The organism is Streptomyces sp. CLCI03 (assembly GCF_053615355.1).
In genome coordinates, this window is sequence record NZ_CM132132.1 from 4,640,717 (window position 1) to 4,656,152 (window position 15,436).

Genomic DNA, 15,436 nt, shown 5'->3' on the forward strand with positions numbered 1-15,436 from the left:
CTGTATCGCGCGTACACGTCAGCCCGTACATGACCGATCACCGGCCAACTAGCTGACGGTTCGTCAGATCAGCGCTACCGTATAGGTCATGGAGACCTTCCCGAAGATCATCTCGGTGGACGACCACACGGTGGAGCCCCCGCACGTCTGGCGGGACCGGCTCCCGTCCCGGTATCGCGACATCGGTCCCCGCGTCGTCCGCGCCCCGTTGAAGGAAATGACCTTCCTCGGCGGGAAGTTCGCCCCCGTGATGGGGGCCAAGGGCGACGACGGCCCCATCGGCGACTGGTGGGTGTACGAGGACCTGCACCGGCCGCTCACCCGCCTCGACACCGCTGTCGGGTACGACCGCGACGAGATCAAACTGGAAGTCATCACCTACGAGCAGATGCGCCCCGGGTCCTTCTCGGTTCCCGACCGGCTCGCGGACATGGACGTCAACCACGTCCAGTCGGCCCTCTGCTTCCCGACCTTCCCCCGCTTCTGCGGCCAGACGTTCACCGAGGCCAAGGACCGTGAGCTGGGACTCCTCGGCGTGCGGGCCTACAACGACTGGATGGTCGAGGAGTGGTGCGGCCCGGACGCCCGGGGCCGCCTCATCCCCCTCACCCTCGTCCCGCTCTGGGACGCCCGCCTGGCCGCCGCCGAGGTCCGCCGCAACGCCGCGCGCGGGGTGCGCGCGGTCGCGTTCTCCGAGATACCCCCGCACCTGGGCCTCCCCTCCATCCACACGGACGACTGGGACCCCTTCCTGGAGGCGTGCGACGAGACCGGCACGGTCATCGCCATGCACATCGGCTCCTCGTCGCGCATGCCGTCCACCTCGGCCGACGCGCCGCCCGCGGTCGGCTCCACCATCACCTTCGCCAACTGCTGCTTCTCGATGGTCGACTGGCTGATGAGCGGCAAGTTCGAGCGCTTCCCCAACCTGAAGATCATGTACGCGGAGGGCCAGATCGGCTGGATCCCGTACATCCTGGAGCGCGCGAACGTCGTCTGGGAGGAGAACCGGGGCTGGGGCGGAGTCGCGGACAAGGTGCTGCACCCGCCGTCGGAGCTGTTCGCCGAGCACGTCTTCGGCTGCTTCTTCGACGACGCCTTCGGCCTGAAGAACCTCGACTCGATCGGCGTCGGCAACGTCCTCTACGAGACCGACTACCCCCACTCCGACTCCACCTGGCCCAAGTCCCGCGAGGTCGGCGAGAGCCAGATGGGCCACCTGGCGCCGGACGTGGTGGACCGCATCGTGCGCGGCAACGCGATCGACCTGCTCGGGCTCACGCCCGACGGCCTGTGGGCGGGACCGGGGGCATGAGCCCGCGCTCCTAGAGCGTGTCCGCAGGGCGTGGCCGGCCCCCTCCACCGGCCACGCCCGCCCTCGACGTGCCGCGTCCGGCCCGCGGCCCGGCCACGAGCAGCAGCGCCGTGGCCAGCCCCGCGACCGTCAGCACCGGCAGCAGCACCCGCACGTCCACGAAGGTCACCAGGGCCGCCCCCAGGGCCAGGGCCAGTGCGTTCGGTACGAAGATCAGGGTGTTGGCCGTGGCCGCCGCGCGGCCCAGCGCGGCGCCGGGGACCTCGCGCTGCACCGCCGTCAGCGCGGCGATCAGCACGCACGGCAGTCCGGCGCCGATCGCCGCACTGCCCGCCAGGGCCACCGCGTCGTACGGCAGCGCCCGTACCCCGACGCCCACGGCGAACAGGGCCACTCCGGCGGCCGTGAACACCCGCTCCGGCAACCGGCGCAACAGCGGGCCCGCCACGATCCCGCTCAGGACCGAACCCGCGCCCTGCACCGCGTACAGCACCCCCACGTAGGTGGGCGCGTGCCCCAGCACGTCCCCGGCGACCGCGTAGATCACCGCGCCGTTCAGCCCGGCCAGGAACATCACGGCGGCGCCGGCCGACACCAGCGTGCGTGGCGCCGGCTCCTTCCACAGCTGCCGCCCGCCCTCCCACAGCCGCGCGAACCCCGGCGCCTCGGCCCGGATCCGCTCCCGCTCCGGCTGTTCGCGTACCCGGAGCAGGGCGAAGATCCCCGCCGCCAGCGCGAAGGTCACCGCGTCGAGCAGGGCCACAGAGGCCCCGCCGAAGCGGGCGAACAGGCCCGCGCCCACCAAGGGCGCGATCAGCTTCATGCCCTCGTCGGCGGTGAGCCGCAGCCCGTTGAAGTCCCCCAGGAGTCGGTGGCCGACGGCCTGCGGGACGAGAGCCGCCTCCGCCGCACCGTGCACGGTGCCGCAGATCCCGTACACGAGCAGGACCGCGAACAGCAGCCACACCCGCCCCGGCGAGTCCAGCAGGGTCAGTACGGGCAGCAGCGCGGCCATCACGAGCCCGAGGCCGACCAGCAGCGGCCGCCGCGGCAGCCGGTCGGCGAGCGCCCCCAGCGCGGGCCCGGCCAACACCGGCGCCCACAGGGTGAACACGGTCAGCGCCGCGAGCGCGTCCGACCCGGTCAGCGACTTCACCCAGACCCCGGCGACCAGCCACATGGCGGTCGTACCGAACCCGGAGACCATCACACCGGACAGGTAGAGCCCCGCGTTGCGGTCCCGCAGGACCTTCCCCACGCCCACGCCTCGATCGATCACAGGCCCAGCCTGTGTCCTAAGGAGGGGCCCGGGGATCGGGCAGACGCCTTGGAGCCGGCGCCCGCGTCACTTCGCGGACAGCCCCTAAGGGCTGTCCCGTAATCCCCGGCGGGCGCGCGGCGCCGGCCACGGCACCTCGCCGCGTTGTCGGGATCGCCCAAATACGCCCAGTATGAGGACGACCCTCCGCCTTGCGATGCACCGCATCTGACGCCGCGCGCTGACCCACCGCGGATTACGGGACAGCCCTTAGCATCGGGCCGTGCCCCGACTCCAGTTGCTGCGCTTCGACCACGCACCGGCCCTGCTCGCGTTCGAGCGGGAGAACCGGGCCTACTTCGCCGCTTCGATCCCGGACCGAGGGGATCGCTACTTCGCCGACTTCGACCGGCGGCACGCCGCGTTGATGGCCGAGCAGGAAACCGGGCTGTGCTTCTTCCACGTCCTGGTGGCCGGCGACGGCGAGGTGGTGGGGCGGGTCAACCTCGTCGACGTGGCGGACGGTTCGGCCGAGCTCGGGTACCGGATCGCCGAACGGGTCGCAGGCCGGGGGCTGGCCACGGCCGCGGTCCGGGAGGCCCGCGACCTGGCGGTCACGGAGTACGGACTGACCGAACTGCGGGCGGTCACCACGCTCGACAACACCGGCTCGCGCGCCGTGTTGGCCCGTACGGGATTCGTGACCACCGGCGAGGTGGACCTGGACGGCCGTCCGGGCCTGAGTTTCCTCTGCGACCTGCGGGTCGAAACCGTGTGAGGCGCGGGCCGGGGGTCGTCCGCGGCCTTGCAACCGACCCGGCCGCCGGGGCATGCTTCGCCAGGGCAAAGCGGGAGGATGATCATGCCGGTGGACAAGCGGACCGTCGTGACGGCGGTGCTGTGCGCGGTGGCGGCCCTGGGGGCTTCCGCCGCGGTGGCCGAGCTCGCGCCACCGCCGGAGGCGGTCCCTCCGGTACGGGCGAAGGCCGCGCCGAGCGCGTCCCCGACGGGCCCGTCGTCGCGCTCGTACGTGGCGAAGCCTCAGCTGTCCGCTGCTCCCGGAGCCACGCTGCCGCCGGCCGTCGCCCCGCAGCCCGGCGGGCCCGCGGCCTTCACCGGAGCCCTGTTCACCGACGGCCTGGACAGTGATCACTTCTGCACGGCCACCGTGGTGAGCAGCCCCGGCCGGAACATGATCATCACAGCCGGGCACTGCCTGCTCGAAGGGGACCAGCGCGACGGGAGCGCCGTCTTCGCGCCCGCGTACGCCAACGGCGTCGCCCCGTACGGCACATGGAAGATCGAAGAAGTCTTCGAGGACGCCCGCTGGGCCGAGGGTACGGACGACGACTACGACCTCGCCTTCGCCCGCCTCGCCCCCGACGCCAAGGGCCGCACCATCGAGGACGTGACCGGCGCGGCCGTCCTAGACACCGGCGGCCGAGCGGGCGAGCGGGTCACGGTCACCGGATACCCCGCCGACCGGGGCGTACCCCGTACCTGCACCTCGGTCGCCGTCCGCGAGAGCGCCACCCAACAGCGCTTCGACTGCGCCGACTTCCCGGGCGGCACCAGCGGCAGCGCGTGGATCGCGGACGACGGGAAGATCATCGGCATCCTCACGGGCGGCGACACGGACGACGTGTCGACCAGCACCGTCCTCGGCGAGTACGCGGCCTCGCTCTACGCCAAGGCCACCGCGAAGGCGCCGAGAGCTTAGGGCGAGTTCACGACGTTGACGCTCGTCACACCGTTCGACGGTGCCGGGCACGTGACCACGGGGTTCTGAGGGTCGCAGCCCATCGCCGTGACCGCTCCGAAGAGTGCCGCCCTGTGGGAGGAGTTCGCCGGTCGCCGCGCGCCCTCAGGCCAGCAGCCCCAGGTGGACCGGTTCGGCGGCGGCGTTCGCCAGGAGGTCCGGCAGGCGTGGGGGCCACAGGGGTTCGCCCAGGGTGGCCAGGCGCTGCGGGGAGAGCCACTGCCAGTGGATGTCCGGGGCCTCCAGGACCGGTTCGCGGTGCGGGCCCCTGGTGACGAAGATGTGCTCGTGCTGGCGGACCGGGATCCCCTGGTGCGTGAAGTCGTGCTCCCAGGTGCAGAGCAGCCGTTCGGGCTCCAGGTCCGTCCAGCCGGTCTCCTCGCGCAGCTCGCGCCGCACGCAGTCCTCGGGAGACTCGCCGGGGTCGATGCCGCCGCCGGGCGGCAGCCAATGGATGCCCACCTCCACGTTGTCCTCCCGGAAGAGGAACACGGACCCGGTGGGGGACAGGATGACAACGCGCGCCGCGTGACGAGGAGTTCGCATCATCGATTCAATGTACGCCGGTGATCGGTTCCGGGGGATGGGCTTGCACCTGGGCTTTTACCGCTGTTTGCCCGCCCCGCCCCCGGACCGGTCATCGCGACCGCCCCGGCCGGTCCCGGCCCGGCCCGATCCGCTACGCCGCCGCCAGTGCCAGCGTCGGCGACAGTCGGGCCGCGCGCACCGCCGGGTAGAGCCCGGCCAGGGTGCCGATGGCCAGGGTGGCGGCGAAGCCGCCGGTCACCGCCCAGAGCGGGACCACCCAGGGCAGGCCGCCGGCCCGGGCGTAGAGGGCCGTGGCCGCGCCGCCCAGGGCGATGCCCGCCAGGCCGCCGAGCCCGGACAGCAGCAGGGACTCCGTCACGAACTGGATCCGGATCTGCCCCTTCGTGCCGCCCAGGGACCGTCGTAGGCCGATCTCGTGGCGCCGCTCCAACACCGAGATGATCATGGTGTTGGCGACGCCGACCCCGCCCACCAGCAGCGCGATCCCGCCCAGCCCCAGCAGCAGCGTGCTGAACGCGCCCTCCGTGGCCGCCTTCGCCTTGAGCGCCGCCGACGGGTCGGTGACCTGCACCGCGCTCGGGGTCTGCGGGTTGGCCGTCCGCGGGATGAGCGCGCGGACCGCCGCCACCCGGTCGTCCGCCGACCGCTCGTACACGGCCGTCGGGTGCCCGCCGAAACCCAGCAGCCGCTCGGCCGCCTCCCAGCCGATCAGTGCCGAGCGCTCGATCTCCGGTGCCAGCGGGACCGGCTCCAGGATGCCGGTCACCGTGAAGTACCGGCCGCCGATGAAGACCTGCTGACCCGGTTCGGTGATGCCGAGCCGCCGCGCGGAGACGTCCCCGAGCACTACCGACGGGTAGCGGCCGGTGGCCGCGTTGAGCCAGGTGCCGCTCGCCATCCGCGCGCGCAGCGTGCCCAGCAGGTCGTCCTTGGCGGCCTTGAGCACGATCCCGCCCGTCTCCCCCTTCGGGATGTTCTCGGACCGGCGTACGGACTCGGGCACGTCACCGGTGGTGCCGACCGACTCGACTCCCGCGATCCGGGAGATCATGCCGGGGGCGTCCTTGGGCAGCTCGGTGTCCTGCCCGGTGAACATCCCCTCGCCCGGCTTCGCGACCAGCATGTTCGTGCCCAGCTTGTCGAGCTCCCGCAGGAGCGCGGCCTGGCTGGAGGAGGAGATACCGACCACCGCGATCATCGTCGCGATGCCGATGGCGATGCCGAGCGCGGACAGGAAGACCCGTGTCGGGCGGGCGCGCAGGCCCGCCGACCCGACGTGCAGGACGTCCCGCGGGGACAGCCGCGGCGGCTTCAACCGCCTGGCGGGCGTCCGCGTACGGGCCCGTGACCGTGACCCCGTACGAGGCCTCGCGCGGCTCATGACGCCACCCCCGCCGCGTTCCGCAGGTCCGCGACGATCTCCCCGTCGCGGATCCGGACCTGCCGCGGCAGGCTCGCCGCGATCTCCTGGTCGTGGGTGATCACCGCGATGGTGGCCCCGTCCCGGTTCAGCTCGCGCAGCAGCTCCATCACCGATTCCCCGGAGGCACTGTCCAGCGCGCCCGTCGGTTCGTCGGCCAACAGCAGGTCCGGCGCACCCGCCACCGCCCGGGCGATCGCCACGCGCTGCTTCTGCCCGCCGGACAGCTGGTGCGGCCGGTGGTCCATCCGGTCGCCGAGGCCCACCCGGTCCAGGGCCTGCGCGGCCCGGCGCAGCCGTTCGGCTCGCGGGAGGCCGCTGTAGAGCAGCCCCTCGGCGACGTTCGCCCGGGCGCTGATGCCGGGCACCAGGTGGAAGGACTGGAAGACGAAGCCGACGTGCCGGGAGCGCAGGGCCGACAGGGCGCGGTCCGGGAGGGCCGCGATGTCGTGGCCGGCGATCCGCACGCCGCCCGCCGTCGGGCGGTCCAGGGTGCCGACGATGTGCAGCAGGGTGGACTTGCCGGAGCCGGACGGGCCGACGATGGCGAGGAGTTCGCCGGCGGTGATCGTCAGGTCGACCCCGCGCAGGGCCGCGACCCCGCCCGGGTACTCCTTGGTGACCCCGGTGAGCTCCACGACCGGGTGCGCGGGTGCGGGTGCCGTCGGATCCGGCGTCGGGTCTGTCGTCGTGGCCGTCACAGTTTCGGGATCCCCACCTGCATGCCCTCGGTGAGGGCGGCGCCGGTCACCTCGACCCGGCCGTTGCCGAACATGCCGAGCTCGACCGGGACCTCGCGGACCCGGCCGTCCTGCACGACCTGGACGCCGAAGCCGCCGCCCGCGAGCGCGAGCAGTGCGTTGACCGGAACGGAGAGGACGCCCCTGCGGGTCTCCCCGGTCAGGCCGACGGTCACCGGGGACCGGTCCGGGGCGTTCACCTCGGCGGGCTTGTCGAAGGTGACGACCACCTCGACCTGGGCCTTCTTGTCGCCGCCACCGCCACCGCCGCCCGGGCCGCCGGCGCCACCGCCGTTCCTGTCGTCGGGCTGCCCGGCCCCGCCCACCGAGTCGATCTTCCCGGTGGTGCTGCCGCCGCCCGGCAGCCGTACGGTCACCGGGTCGCCCGCCTTCGCGGCGCCCGCCTTCACCGCGTCCAGCTGGAAGCGGACGATCCGCTCGGTGCCCGTCACCGTCAGCACCGGCTTGCCCGGCGCCAGTTCGTCACCGACCGCCGCGTCGCCCGCGCCCACCCGCTGCGGACCGGAGGCGAAGGCGATGTCCTCCTTGCCGACCTCGCCGGTCTCCGCCGCCTTGTGCGCCTTCTGCCACCGCTTGACCGCCGTGGCCGTCCCCGCGGTGAAGGTGCCGTCCTCCGGGTCGAGCCCGGTCCCGTACCCGAGGGCCTGCAGATTGCGCTTGAGCTGCTCGACGTCCTCGCCCTTGTCGCCGGCCCTCAGCGGCCGGTACATCGGCGTGGACCCGTACATGAGCCGCACCGCCCGGCCGTTGACCTCGTACAGCTTGCCGTCCCGCTCCACCGCCGAGCCCGCGTCCGCGGTCCACGTCAGCACGCCCGGCCCGGCCGCGTTCAGCTTGCGCTCCCGCGCGTAGCCCAGGGTGCCCTCCACCTGGAGGCCCGAGCTGAGGTCGCCGCGCCGGACCGGCGCCGTGGCCGGCGGCAGTCCGCCGGCGGCGTGCCGCTCCCGCTCGTCCGTCTCCCGCTGCGGCTGCGCCATGACGGCCCAGCCGCCGCCCGAGACGGCCAGTACGGCGGCCAGCGAGGCCAGCAGCCACTTGGCCCGCTTCCTCATCGGCCGGTCTCGCACTTCTTCTGGGCCTCCTCGAAGGCCTTCTCCTGACCCTTGGGGATCTCGGTGGCGCTCTTCATGCCGCCCTCGTGGTACTCAGGGTCCTTCAGGGCGACGCCGTTCTCGCGCATGCACCGGATCCACTCCAGCTCCTTGTCCTTCTCCTCCTGCGTGGGCTCCTTGCCGGCGCCGGTACCGGTGCTCATCCCGCAGGCCTTCATGGCCTCCTGCATCTTCCGCGGATCGGCGTCCCCGCCCAGCGTCATCCCGCGCGGGTCCTGGCCGGGCTCGGGGTCGGGCACGTCGATGCCGTGCTCGCGCAGGCACTGGCGCATCTTCACCGCGTTGTCGGCCACCGTCCCGGAGTCGCCGCCGGCGCCCGCGGAGGAGTCCTTGCTCCCCGCCGACGTGTCGTTCGCGCAGGCGGTGGCGAACAGGGTCAGCCCGGTGACGACCGCGGCCGTGGTCATGATCAGGGATCGCTTCATGGGCCCGAGCCTGCGGTGAAAGGGCCTTTCGCTTCCCTCTCGCCCCCTGCTTACAACGGCGAAATACCGATCTCCGGTAAAGAGGACGCCATGCGCGTACTGGTGGTGGAGGACGAGGAATTCCTCCGGGAGATGATCGCCGAGGGGCTGCGCCGTGACGCGCTCGCCGTCGACGAGGCGAGCGACGGCCTGGAGGCCCTGCGGCGGCTGCGCCTGGGCGAGTACGACGTCCTCGTCCTGGAACGCGACCTGCCCGGCCTGCACGGCGACGAGGTCTGCCGGCAGGTCGTGCGCGAGCGGCTGCTGACCCGCGTCCTGATGCTGACCGCCTCCGGGACCGTACGGGACCGGGTCGAAGGCCTCGGTCTCGGCGCCGACGACTACCTCACCAAGCCCTTCGCCTACGACGAGCTCCTCGCCCGCGTCCTGGCGCTGGGCCGGCGGGCCCGCCCCGCCCTGCCGCCCGTACTGGAGCGTGCCGGGGTCGCCGTCGACACCGCCCGGCGCAGCGCCACCCGCGACGGGCACCGGCTCGCGCTGTCCCGCAAGGAGTTCGCGGTGCTGGAGGCGCTGCTGCGCGCCGAAGGGGCCGTCGTCAGCAACGACGACCTGATCGAGCAGGTGTGGGAGCAGGACACCAGCTACTCCACCAACGCCGTCCGCGTCACCCTCAGCAAGCTCCGCGCCAAGCTGGGCGAGCCACCGCTGATCGAGACCGTGCCGGGCGCGGGCTACCGGATCGCGGCCCGGTGAGGGGCCGCCCGTCGTGGCGGCGGCTGCGCACCGAACGCGGCCGCCTCACCGCCCTGTACGGCTCCCTGCTGCTCCTGGCGGGCGGCGGCCTGGTGGCGCTGGTCTACGTCCTCGTCGGACAGGGCCTCTACGCGAGCGTCAGCGGGGCCGTCCGTACGGTGAGCCCGGCCTACGTCGTCCCGTCGCCCGGACCCGTCCCCGGCCGGACCCTCGCCCCGGACTGCCCCTGCGAACCGGCGAAGGCGCTGCCCCCGGGCCGGGCCCCCAGCGCCGAGCAGCTGAGGAGCTACGCGTACACGCAGAACCTCTCCGACGCCGTCACCGACGCCACCCGGCACCGGCTGCTCATGTACTCCCTCCTCGCACTGGCCGTCTTCGCCGTGCTGTCGATCTGGCTCGCCTGGTGGATGGCCGGCCGGGTGCTGCGCCCCGTCGGCGTGATCACCGAGACGGCGCGCCGGTTGTCCGGGGAGAACCTGGACGAGCGGATCTCCCTCGACGCGCCGCCCGGCGAGCTCAAGCAGCTGGCCGACACCTTCGACGCGATGCTGGGGCGGATGGAGCAGCTGGTGTCCGCGCAGCGGCGGTTCGCGGCGAACGCGGCGCACGAACTGCGCACCCCGCTCGCGGTGCAGCGGGCGGCGGCCGAGATCGGCCTGGCGGGGGATCCGTCGCCGGAGAAGGTGGCCCGGATCCGGGCCAAGCTGATCGGGGTCGCCGACTCCAGCGAGCACCTCATCGAGTCCCTGCTGCTGCTCGCCGTCTCCGAGCAGGGGGTGGGGTCCACCGGCCCGGTGGACCTGGCGGCGCTCGCGGCTGCCGAGTTGGCGGCCTGTCCGCGGGACGGGCTGACCGTCGTACGGACCCTCGCGCCGCTGACCGTGTCGGGCGACCGGACGCTGCTGGGGCACCTGCTGCGGAACCTGCTGATGAACGCGGTGCGCCACAACCGCGCCGACGGCCGGATCAGCGTGTCCACCTCCGCCGAGCGGGAACTGACGGTGTCGAACACCGGGCCGGTGATCGATCCGGCGGACGTGCCGGGGCTGCTGGAGCCGTTCCGCAGGCGCGCCGAGCGGCTGCACACCGCGGGTGAGGGAGCCGGGTTGGGGCTGTCGATCGTGGCGTCGATCGCGCGGGCGCACGGGGCGGAGCTGGTGGTGCGGGCCGATCCGGCCCCGGAGGGCGGGCTGACGGTCAGGGTCCGCTTCCCGCCGACCGACGAGGCGCGCACGTCGTAGCCACCCGGGCTGCGGGGGCCCGCTGATGTACGGTCGGAGGAATGAGCAAGCACGTCCGAGCCCGCTCCCGCCCGCCCCGTAAGCCCGGTGCGCCCCGTAGCACCCGCCGGGTGGCTCTTGCCGCCGTGCTCGGTCTGGCGACCTTCACGGCCGGCTGGATCCATGTGGCCCAGGACCCGGACAAGGCCGCCGGTCCCCGGCCGCAGGCCCGCGCGGACGCCCGCCCGCAGGCCGAGGACCGCGCCGCGCGTGACGTGCGGCGGGCCGCGCAGCAGGCCGTCCCGCACGCCGCGCCGCCGGCTCCGGCCCCGCAGGGCCTGCCCGGCGTCAGCGCGGGGACCCGGGCCCGGATCCCGGCCGAGTCCCGGCAGCTGATCCTGGTCACCGGTCGGGCGATGGACTCCTCGGAGTCCACGGCCACCTTCTACACGCGCCCCGCGGCCGGTGCCGACTGGGTCAAGGCCATGAGCTGGCCGGCCCGCAACGGGGCCAACGGCTGGTCCGTCGAACGCACGTACGGAGACCTGACCTCACCGATGGGCGTGTACGCGCTCACCGACGCCGGCGGTCTGCTGCCGAAGCCGCCCGGGACCCGGCTCCCGTACGACGAGGACAACGGCTTCGTCGCCACCGGCCTCGGGGTGAACGGGGAGTCCCTGGCGGGCTCCTTCGACTATGTCGTCGCCATCGACTTCAACCGCAGGCCGGGCCGGTCCCCGCTGGACCCGGTCATGCCGGACGGCGAGGACAAGGGCGGCAACATCTGGCTGCACGTGGACCACGACGGCCCCTCGCAGGGCTGCGTGGGCATCCCGAAGGCGGCCATGAAGCAGGTCCTGGAAACCCTCGACCCGGCGGCGAAGCCGGTCATCGTGATGGGGCCGGCAGGCTTCTGACGCGGGAGGCGCCGGAGAGGCGGGGCCGCAGCAGCAGTCCGATGTAGGCGAGGTCGAAGACGCCGCACAGGATCCCGAGACCGAGGATGAACGGGGCGTCCTCGATCACGCCGAAGAGCAGGGTCGGGGCGAGCGTGCCCAGCCATTTGGCGACGGCGATGGTCAGGGACTGGCCGAGCGGCCCCCGCCGGGAGACGTAGAGGGCGATGAACAGCCCGGACATGAGCAGGTTCTGCAGGAACGCCGAGTAGCGGGACGCGTCGTGCGCCCCGAAGTGCGCCAGGAACAGCCACTGCACGGCGAACCCCGTACCGAAGATCAGGACCGACCAGGCGGCGAAGAGCGGTCGGGTCACGAAGTCGGGCAGCTCGGCCCGTCCGAAGCGCAGGTACGTGTAGACGATCACCAGGTCGGCCACCGCCCACACCACGTCGACCACGCCCTGCGGGGAGAGCCCGACCGAGAACTCGCGGACGGCGTAGGTGCTCTCCCAGGCGAAGTTGAGCGCGAGCGCGGCGACCGGCATCGCGTACGTCCGGTCCCGCAACCCGACGCGGATCGCCTCCACGTACACGAGTGTCCAGGCGATCCCGCTGACCAGCGTGAGCATCAGATCCACGCGCGCACCCTAGCGAGGGGAGGGGGCGAGCGGAACGGGGCCGGGAGGCCCCGGTTCGGCCCGGGGTGTGTCGCCCCCCTTGTCTGACGATCCGTCAGCTACGACGATGGCCCCGCACCGATATGACGAATCGGCAGACGAAGGCGAGGCGGGCCCGCCATGGCGCGCGTATTTCCGCAAGGTCGGCTGGTCTACGGGATGCAGCTCCCGATCCAGTCGCAGAGCACCATCTACGCCGAGCCCTGGGAGGCGTCGGCCACCGCCGCCGATCTCGCCGGGATCGCACGGGCCGCCGACCGGGCCGGCTTCGGATACCTGGCCACCTGCGACCACGTGGCCATCCCCCGGCGGCTGGCCGGGCCCATGAGCACCGTCTGGTACGACCCGGTCGCCACCCTGTCCTTCCTCGCCGGCGTCACCGAGCGGGCGCGGCTGCTGAGCCACGTCGCGATCCTGGGCCTGCGCCATCCACTGATCAGCGCCAAGCAGTACGCCACCCTCGACCACCTCTCGGGCGGCCGGCTGATCCTCGGGGTGGGCGCCGGGCACGTGCAGGAGGAGTTCGAGATCCTCGGCGTGGACTTCGCGCGCCGCGGAGCCGTCCTCGACGAGACCCTCGACGCGCTACGGGCGGCGCTCGGGCCCGAGGAGTACCCGGAGTTCGAGGGCGAGCTGTTCTCCTTCAAGGATCTCGGCCAGCTGCCCCGACCCGCCCAGGAGCGGATCCCCGTCTGGGTGGGCGGCTCCTCGCCCGCCGCCGTGCGCCGCGCCGCGGTGCGGGGCGACGGCTGGCTCCCGCAGGGCGACCCGCGCGACAGGCTTGCGGGGCAGATCGCCCGGATCGGGGAACTCCGCGAGGCGGCGGGGGTCACCGACCCCATCGAGTTCGGCGCGATCACCGAGGCGCTGTACGTCGGCGAGCCCGACTGGGACACCGGCCGACGCACCCTCACCGGCAAGGCGGAGGCGCTCGCCGAGTCCCTGCGGGAGTACAAGGCGCTCGGCGTGGACCAGATCCAGGTGCGCTTCCGCAGCCGTGACCGCGCCGAACTCGTCGACCAGATCACCGCTTTCGGGGCCGAGGTGGCCCCCCTCCTCAACGACTAGGGGCTGACGGATCATGGGCAAGCTGGACGGGCGCGTCGTCATCATCACCGGCGCGGCGCGCGGGCAGGGGGAGCAGGAGGCCCGGCTCTTCGCCGCCGAGGGGGCGCGGGTGCTCCTCGGCGACGTGCTGGACGAGCAGGGCGCGGCGGTGGCCAAGGACATCGGTGAGGACCGGGCCCGGTACGTGCGGATGGACGTGAGCCGCGAGGAGGACTGGGCGGCCGCCGTCGCCGCCGCGAAGGAGACCTTCGGCCCGATCGACGGTCTGGTCAACAACGCGGGCATCCTGCGCTTCAACGAGCTGACCGCGACCCCGCTGGAGGAGTTCCAGCAGGTGGTCCAGGTCAACCAGGTGGGCGCCTTCCTCGGCATCAAGACGGTGGCCCCCGAGATCGAGGCGGCCGGCGGCGGCACCATCGTCAACACGTCCTCGTACACGGGCCTGACGGGCATGGCGTACGTGGGCACGTACGCCGCGACCAAGGCGGCGATCCTCGGACTGACCCGGGTGGCCGCGCTGGAGCTGGCGGCCAAGAACATCCGGGTCAACGCCATGTGCCCGGGGGCCGTGGACACCCCGATGGCCAACCCGGGGCTGCTGGACCCGGTGAACATGACCGACGAGGCCAAGGACGCGATGGCCGAGCTCTACAAGCGGGTGGTCCCGATGGGGCGGGTGGGGCAGCCGGAGGAGATCGCGAAGCTGGCGCTCTTCCTGACGGCGGACGACTCCTCGTACATCACCGGCCAGCCGTTCGTGATCGACGGCGGCTGGATGGCGGGCGTCAGCATTCTCTGATGGGGCGTCAGGTATTGACGCTCGCACCCTCGCGGTGGAACAGTCGAGACATCAAATCTGACGGAACGTCAGAAACCAAAGGACGGTGAACCCCCTTGGAATTCGGGCTCTTTGTGCAGGGATACGTGCCTGAGGCGCGGTCCAAGGTCGACCCCGAGGCAGAGCACAAGGCGCTGATCGAGGAGACCGAGTACGTCATACAGGCGGACAAGTCCGGCTTCAAGTACGCCTGGGCCTCCGAGCACCACTTCCTGGAGGAGTACTCGCACCTGTCGGCGAACGAGGTGTTCCTCGGGTACCTCGCCCACGCCACCGAGCGCATCCACCTCGGCTCCGGCATCTTCAACCCGCTCGCCCCGGTGAACCACCCGGTCAAGGTGGCCGAGAAGGTCGCCATGCTCGACCACCTCTCCAAGGGCCGCTTCGAGTTCGGCACCGGCCGCGGCGCCGGCAGCCACGAGATCCTCGGCTTCCTGCCGGGCATCGAGGACATGAACGGCACCAAGGAGATCTGGGAGGAGACCATCGCGGAATTCCCCAAGATGTTCCTCCAGGAGGAGTACGAGGGGTTCCAGGGCAAGCACTGGTCGCTCCCGCCGCGCAAGGTCTTCCCCAAGCCGTACGGCAAGGCCCACCCGGCCATGTGGTACGCCGCCGGCTCCCCGTCCTCCTACGCGATGGCGGCCAGGAAGGGCCTCGGCGTGCTGGGCTTCAGCGTGCAGAAGGTCTCCGACATGGAGTGGGTCCTCGACCAGTACAAGACGGCGATCCGGGAGGCGAAGGCCATCGGCGCCTTCGTCAACGACAACGTCATGGTCACCTCGACCGCGATCTGTGCCGAGACCCACGACAAGGCCGTCGAGATCGCCGTCAACGCCAACATGAACCGCTTCCAGTCGCTGGTCTTCCGCTACCACGACACCTTCCCGCGGCCCGAGGCGATCCCGCAGTGGCCCGAGACCCTGCCGGAGTACAACGCGGAGATCATCGAGCTCCTGATCGCCGAGGAACTCCTGATCTGCGGTGACCCGTCGGAGGTCCGCGCCCAGTGCAAGCGCTGGGAACAGGCCGGTGCCGACCAACTGTCCTTCGGCCTGCCGACCGGCGTCTCGCCCGAGGACACCATGACGACGATCAAGCTGATCGGCGAACACGTCATCCCGCACATCGACACGGACCCGATCCACCGCACGACCCGCTTCCGCCAGGCCGTCTGACCCGGCGGGGACACGGGGACGGCGTCTTCCCGGACCGCCGTCCCGCACCGGCCCCGGCGGGGCGGCCACCGGCCGGGGCCACATCCAGCAACGCCGGCCATCTTCAGCCTCGCCGGCGTTCGAGGCGCGGGGTCTGGGGCGGAGCCCCAGGGAACCCGGCTCCGCCGGGCACCGGGCTCCGCCCGGAATTCTCCCCCAGCTACCG

The 15,436-nt window shown here is 72.5% G+C and carries 16 protein-coding genes; 9 read left to right on the plus strand and 7 right to left on the minus strand.

Going from position 1 to position 15,436, the window contains the following annotated elements; all coding sequences use genetic code 11:
• Positions 1 to 88: 88 nt before the first annotated feature.
• The gene (locus ACWG52_RS21520; protein WP_453125641.1) at positions 89 to 1,315 is read left to right on the plus strand and encodes an amidohydrolase family protein; all 1,227 of its coding nucleotides are present in this window, start codon (positions 89 to 91) and stop codon (positions 1,313 to 1,315) included.
• 10 nt (positions 1,316 to 1,325) lie between these two features.
• Here ACWG52_RS21520 and ACWG52_RS21525 read toward each other — a convergent pair whose 3' ends face one another.
• A complete protein-coding gene (locus ACWG52_RS21525; protein WP_453129075.1) occupies positions 1,326 to 2,591 on the minus strand; it encodes an MFS transporter in 1,266 nt (421 codons plus the stop codon).
• Between the two features lie 265 nt (positions 2,592 to 2,856).
• Here ACWG52_RS21525 and ACWG52_RS21530 point away from each other — a divergent pair, with 265 nt between their 5' ends.
• Together ACWG52_RS21530 and ACWG52_RS21535 are read left to right on the plus strand one after the other, a co-directional pair.
• Positions 2,857 to 3,351 (plus strand): GNAT family N-acetyltransferase, encoded by a 495-nt coding sequence (locus tag ACWG52_RS21530; RefSeq protein ID WP_389816390.1) that lies wholly within the window; start codon positions 2,857 to 2,859, stop codon positions 3,349 to 3,351.
• 84 nt (positions 3,352 to 3,435) lie between these two features.
• A complete protein-coding gene (locus tag ACWG52_RS21535; RefSeq protein WP_389816388.1) occupies positions 3,436 to 4,293 on the plus strand; it encodes a trypsin-like serine peptidase in 858 nt (285 codons plus the stop codon).
• 144 nt (positions 4,294 to 4,437) lie between these two features.
• Here the strand turns inward: ACWG52_RS21535 and ACWG52_RS21540 are convergent, their stop codons facing one another.
• The 5 genes from ACWG52_RS21540 to ACWG52_RS21560 form a co-directional block, all read right to left on the minus strand.
• Positions 4,438 to 4,881 carry an NUDIX hydrolase gene (locus ACWG52_RS21540; protein WP_389816386.1) on the minus strand — a complete coding sequence of 148 codons (444 nt, stop codon included), beginning with the start codon at positions 4,879 to 4,881 and terminating at the stop codon, positions 4,438 to 4,440.
• Positions 4,882 to 5,011: 130 nt separating this feature from the next.
• On the minus strand, positions 5,012 to 6,262 hold the full coding sequence (locus tag ACWG52_RS21545; protein WP_389816384.1) for an ABC transporter permease: 1,251 nt from the start codon (positions 6,260 to 6,262) through the stop codon (positions 5,012 to 5,014).
• Positions 6,259 to 7,002, minus strand: coding sequence for an ABC transporter ATP-binding protein (locus ACWG52_RS21550; RefSeq protein WP_389816381.1), 744 nt, complete (start codon positions 7,000 to 7,002; stop codon positions 6,259 to 6,261). Before ACWG52_RS21550 ends, ACWG52_RS21545 begins: the two co-directional genes overlap by 4 nt.
• Entirely contained in the window at positions 6,999 to 8,114 is a 1,116-nt protein-coding gene (locus tag ACWG52_RS21555; RefSeq protein WP_453125643.1) for a peptidoglycan-binding protein, read from the minus strand. The genes ACWG52_RS21550 and ACWG52_RS21555 overlap by 4 nt, the downstream gene beginning before the upstream one ends.
• Entirely contained in the window at positions 8,111 to 8,599 is a 489-nt protein-coding gene (locus tag ACWG52_RS21560; protein WP_389816375.1) for a hypothetical protein, read from the minus strand. The genes ACWG52_RS21555 and ACWG52_RS21560 overlap by 4 nt, the downstream gene beginning before the upstream one ends.
• A gap of 90 nt (positions 8,600 to 8,689) precedes the next feature.
• On the opposite strand from ACWG52_RS21560, the gene ACWG52_RS21565 reads away from it, so the two are divergent.
• From ACWG52_RS21565 to ACWG52_RS21575, 3 genes are read left to right on the plus strand one after another with little or no spacing between them, the layout of a single operon-like run.
• On the plus strand, positions 8,690 to 9,352 hold the full coding sequence (locus ACWG52_RS21565; protein ID WP_453125646.1) for a response regulator transcription factor: 663 nt from the start codon (positions 8,690 to 8,692) through the stop codon (positions 9,350 to 9,352).
• On the plus strand, positions 9,349 to 10,593 hold the full coding sequence (locus tag ACWG52_RS21570; protein ID WP_453125648.1) for an ATP-binding protein: 1,245 nt from the start codon (positions 9,349 to 9,351) through the stop codon (positions 10,591 to 10,593). Before ACWG52_RS21565 ends, ACWG52_RS21570 begins: the two co-directional genes overlap by 4 nt.
• Before the next feature lie 41 nt (positions 10,594 to 10,634).
• Complete coding sequence (locus tag ACWG52_RS21575) at positions 10,635 to 11,489, plus strand: L,D-transpeptidase family protein (protein WP_389816368.1); 855 nt, start codon at positions 10,635 to 10,637, stop codon at positions 11,487 to 11,489.
• Here the strand turns inward: ACWG52_RS21575 and ACWG52_RS21580 are convergent.
• Positions 11,461 to 12,099 (minus strand): transmembrane-type terpene cyclase, encoded by a 639-nt coding sequence (locus tag ACWG52_RS21580; RefSeq protein ID WP_390140700.1) that lies wholly within the window; start codon positions 12,097 to 12,099, stop codon positions 11,461 to 11,463. The genes ACWG52_RS21575 and ACWG52_RS21580 overlap by 29 nt on opposite strands.
• Before the next feature lie 168 nt (positions 12,100 to 12,267).
• Here ACWG52_RS21580 and ACWG52_RS21585 point away from each other — a divergent pair, with 168 nt between their 5' ends.
• From ACWG52_RS21585 to ACWG52_RS21595, 3 genes are all read left to right on the plus strand, one after another.
• Positions 12,268 to 13,215, plus strand: coding sequence for an LLM class F420-dependent oxidoreductase (locus tag ACWG52_RS21585; RefSeq protein WP_389816364.1), 948 nt, complete (start codon positions 12,268 to 12,270; stop codon positions 13,213 to 13,215).
• Positions 13,216 to 13,228: 13 nt separating this feature from the next.
• A complete protein-coding gene (locus ACWG52_RS21590; protein WP_390168272.1) occupies positions 13,229 to 14,014 on the plus strand; it encodes an SDR family NAD(P)-dependent oxidoreductase in 786 nt (261 codons plus the stop codon).
• A gap of 95 nt (positions 14,015 to 14,109) precedes the next feature.
• Positions 14,110 to 15,231, plus strand: a complete 1,122-nt coding sequence (locus ACWG52_RS21595) for an LLM class flavin-dependent oxidoreductase (RefSeq protein WP_389816358.1) — start codon at positions 14,110 to 14,112, stop codon at positions 15,229 to 15,231.
• The last annotated feature ends 205 nt before the right edge of the window (positions 15,232 to 15,436 follow it).

Bases quoted from the DNA above. Each gene is read 5' to 3' on its own strand.
- ACWG52_RS21520 (WP_453125641.1), top strand. From the start codon at position 89: ATGGAGACCTTCCCGAAGATCATCTCGGTGGACGACCACACGGTGGAG.
- ACWG52_RS21535 (WP_389816388.1), top strand. From the start codon at position 3,436: ATGCCGGTGGACAAGCGGACCGTCGTGACGGCGGTGCTGTGCGCGGTG.
- ACWG52_RS21540 (WP_389816386.1), bottom strand. From the start codon at position 4,881: ATGATGCGAACTCCTCGTCACGCGGCGCGCGTTGTCATCCTGTCCCCC.
- ACWG52_RS21545 (WP_389816384.1), bottom strand. From the start codon at position 6,262: ATGAGCCGCGCGAGGCCTCGTACGGGGTCACGGTCACGGGCCCGTACG.
- ACWG52_RS21555 (WP_453125643.1), bottom strand. From the start codon at position 8,114: ATGAGGAAGCGGGCCAAGTGGCTGCTGGCCTCGCTGGCCGCCGTACTG.
- ACWG52_RS21560 (WP_389816375.1), bottom strand. From the start codon at position 8,599: ATGAAGCGATCCCTGATCATGACCACGGCCGCGGTCGTCACCGGGCTG.
- ACWG52_RS21565 (WP_453125646.1), top strand. From the start codon at position 8,690: ATGCGCGTACTGGTGGTGGAGGACGAGGAATTCCTCCGGGAGATGATC.
- ACWG52_RS21575 (WP_389816368.1), top strand. From the start codon at position 10,635: ATGAGCAAGCACGTCCGAGCCCGCTCCCGCCCGCCCCGTAAGCCCGGT.
- ACWG52_RS21580 (WP_390140700.1), bottom strand. From the start codon at position 12,099: ATGCTCACGCTGGTCAGCGGGATCGCCTGGACACTCGTGTACGTGGAG.
- ACWG52_RS21585 (WP_389816364.1), top strand. From the start codon at position 12,268: ATGGCGCGCGTATTTCCGCAAGGTCGGCTGGTCTACGGGATGCAGCTC.
- ACWG52_RS21590 (WP_390168272.1), top strand. From the start codon at position 13,229: ATGGGCAAGCTGGACGGGCGCGTCGTCATCATCACCGGCGCGGCGCGC.